1 protein-coding gene is annotated in these 2,636 nt (G+C 62.3%); it reads left to right on the plus strand.

Translation table 11 applies throughout. The annotated features are described in order from the left end of the window. Window positions 1-1,065 precede the first annotated feature (1,065 nt). Window positions 1,066-2,418 (plus strand): hypothetical protein, encoded by a 1,353-nt coding sequence (locus AAGA68_27385; protein MEM9388794.1) that lies wholly within the window; start codon window positions 1,066-1,068, stop codon window positions 2,416-2,418. Window positions 2,419-2,636: the final 218 nt, after the last annotated feature.

A 2,636-nucleotide genomic window follows, 5' to 3' on the forward strand; every position in this document is an offset into this window, starting at 1 on the left:
ACCGATAGTGGGTCTTGGTCCACTGCGCTCGCGCGCCCGTAGCCGCGCGGTAGTGATGGCCGTTGCCTCGTAGCAGGCCTTGTAGGTGGCGGCGCAGATCGCCTTGCTGCTTGACCAGTTGCTGGCGCGAACGGAGCAGATCGCGGTCTGCCTCCAGTTGACTGACAGCTACTCAAGGATCGAGGCGACCCGGGCCTATGACTTGCAATTGCTTCCCGCTGTCGTCGAGGCGCGGGACGCCGCCAAAGCGGGGAACACACCCTCCAGCGCTCCTGGCTACCAAGGCTTGGCTCGCCGCCGGTCACCCGCGCTGCGTACCAGATGGCGCTGAGCGCGACAGTCTTCCCCCGGGTGGACCCCGGGGAGTCCCGCAGCGATCGCACACGCGTATGAACAGATAGGCAGCCGTACTCGCCACGGCCGATCGTCGGCGCCGACTTCGAAAGCGACGCTGTCACGGCGCAGGCGCGTAGGCCGCCGGTGTAGCGCTCGAGGTACGGATCACTCTCCGCCAGGATAGCAAGTACGTGTTGAGCGGCTTGAGTGGCCGCGATCGGCGGGCGCTGCGGTTTCGCTCGTGGCGAACGGGCAAGGCGGTGGTGAAATTGGGTAAGGATGCTGGAAAGGGACGCAGTCCGTTTAGTTCGAACGGGGGCGAGCCGTGCTTGAAGAGCAGATGATGTGGGCATCAGCCGGGCTCGAAGGGATCGGCGTCCACTTCGGCGATAGCGTTTATTTGTCTTCCTTGGGGATAGATGAGCCCCTCTAGCCCCAACCGTGCGCGGAGCTGCTGGGTCAATGTGCTCCTGCGCTTCCGCCAAGCCAGTATGAATGGAAGTATTAGGTGACCGTGTCGCTCACTCACTGCATCATCTCGCTGCGCAGGAAACGGAGATTCAGAGGTTATGTAAGAAAAGCAACGGGTCGATTGTGACTCCACGCGCTCTCGCGGGAGCCTTCGGCATGTAGATATGGAGGCCATTTGGCGAGATGATGAGGGAAACAGACCAGAGCGATGACCAACGGTAAGCACGCTACCCCCAGTCACTCAGTGAGATGCATCCCATGGCTACACGGAAGATTAGTCAACAGCTTGCCCCCCTGCTCGTGATCACCGGATGGTGCGCTGCATACGCAACGACGTGCGGGCTTGCCCAGGCGTCGCCACAAGACGACGACAGCGACGGCATCGACAACGCAGTGGACAACTGCACCCTGGTGGCCAACGCCGATCAGCGCGACAGCAACGACGACGGTTTTGGCAACGCCTGTGACCCCGACGTCAATGACGACCTAATCGTCGACGTTGACGACCGCGACATCGTGCGCAGTCGCCTGTTCACCGACGATCCCGATGCAGACTTCGACGGCAACGGCATCGTCAGCCTGCCCGATCTGCGCCTGGTACGAGACTACCTGGGCCTGCCGCCCGGTCCCGCTGGCGAGCTCTCTCCCCCCTACGACTGCACGCGCCACCGCGAAGGCGCAGCCGACGTGGTGTTCCAGGAGGAGTTCGCCCACGTGATCGACCCGCTCAGTCGCGTCGAGTCGCTGCCGCACATGGCGGCCCTGCCCGTCGGCGAGCCGCTGGATAAGCTGCTGCTGCTCATTCCCGGCACGGACCGGGGCTACTACGGGGATGAGCAAGAGGACAGCGGCCCGGAGGTCTACCAAGACTTCTTGCGCACCGCGGCGGCCGGCGGCTACCACGTGATGGGCCTGATCTACGTCAATGAACTCCCCACCTCGCACTACTGCCTCGGCGACGACTGGTGCTACGGCCTCCTGCATCGGGAGATGCTGCTCGGCGAGAACTTTCTGCCCTACGACGACTTTGTGATCGCGCGGGAGAACTCTATCGAGGGGCGCCTGGTGAAGTTCCTCGAGTACTTGGGCTGGAGCCAGTTCCTGCGCGAGGATGGGCTACCCCAGTGGGACAAGATCGCCGTCGCCGGCCATTCGCAAGGCGGCTCACACGCCGCGTTCACGGGCAAGATCTACGGGATCGATCGATCGCTGATCTTCGCTGCACCGAACGCTGGCAGCTGGAGCCAGCGTCGAGAGGACAACTTCGAAACCCCGGTGGACGCCTACTTCGGCTTCACCAGCATCCACGACTCTCCGCTCTACACCGTGAACTCGCGGGCCTGGACGCAGCTGATGATCCCTGGCGAACAGGAGTTCGTGGACACAGGATCGCCGCCAGCAAACAATTCCAACCAGTTGGTGACCAGCATTTGCGCGGCACGCGAGGGCTATCCAGGAGGTACCCCGCCTAACGATGACGGCACCTGTCCGCTGGGCTCCAACGAGCACAGCATGATGATCGTTGACGAGTTCGTGCCCGCGACCGAGGACGGTGAGCCCCTGTACCGTGACGTATGGTGCTATATGCTGAGTTCGCCGATACCCGAGTAGCGCACGATGGACCAAGGGACTAAGGGCTGCGGCGCCACTGACAGCGCAGCTGTTCTACCCCAGGCGGGACTCGAGCTACTAGCCTGGATTATTCATGAGCCAAAAGAGAAGAAGGCCTCGATGTGTTAGAAAGGTGTTACGACACAGCACTTTCGGACACAAAGAAGGCCTTCCAATGGTCGACGTTACCACAGCGCAGGGTGCACTGTTCAACACAG

It is taken from the genome of Pseudomonadota bacterium, assembly GCA_039193195.1.
In the GTDB taxonomy this organism is placed as follows: domain Bacteria; phylum Pseudomonadota; class Gammaproteobacteria; order Steroidobacterales; family JBCBZW01; genus JBCBZW01.

Coding starts and splice junctions, on each gene's coding strand:
- AAGA68_27385 (MEM9388794.1), top strand. CDS start 1,066: ATGGCTACACGGAAGATTAGTCAACAGCTTGCCCCCCTGCTCGTGATC.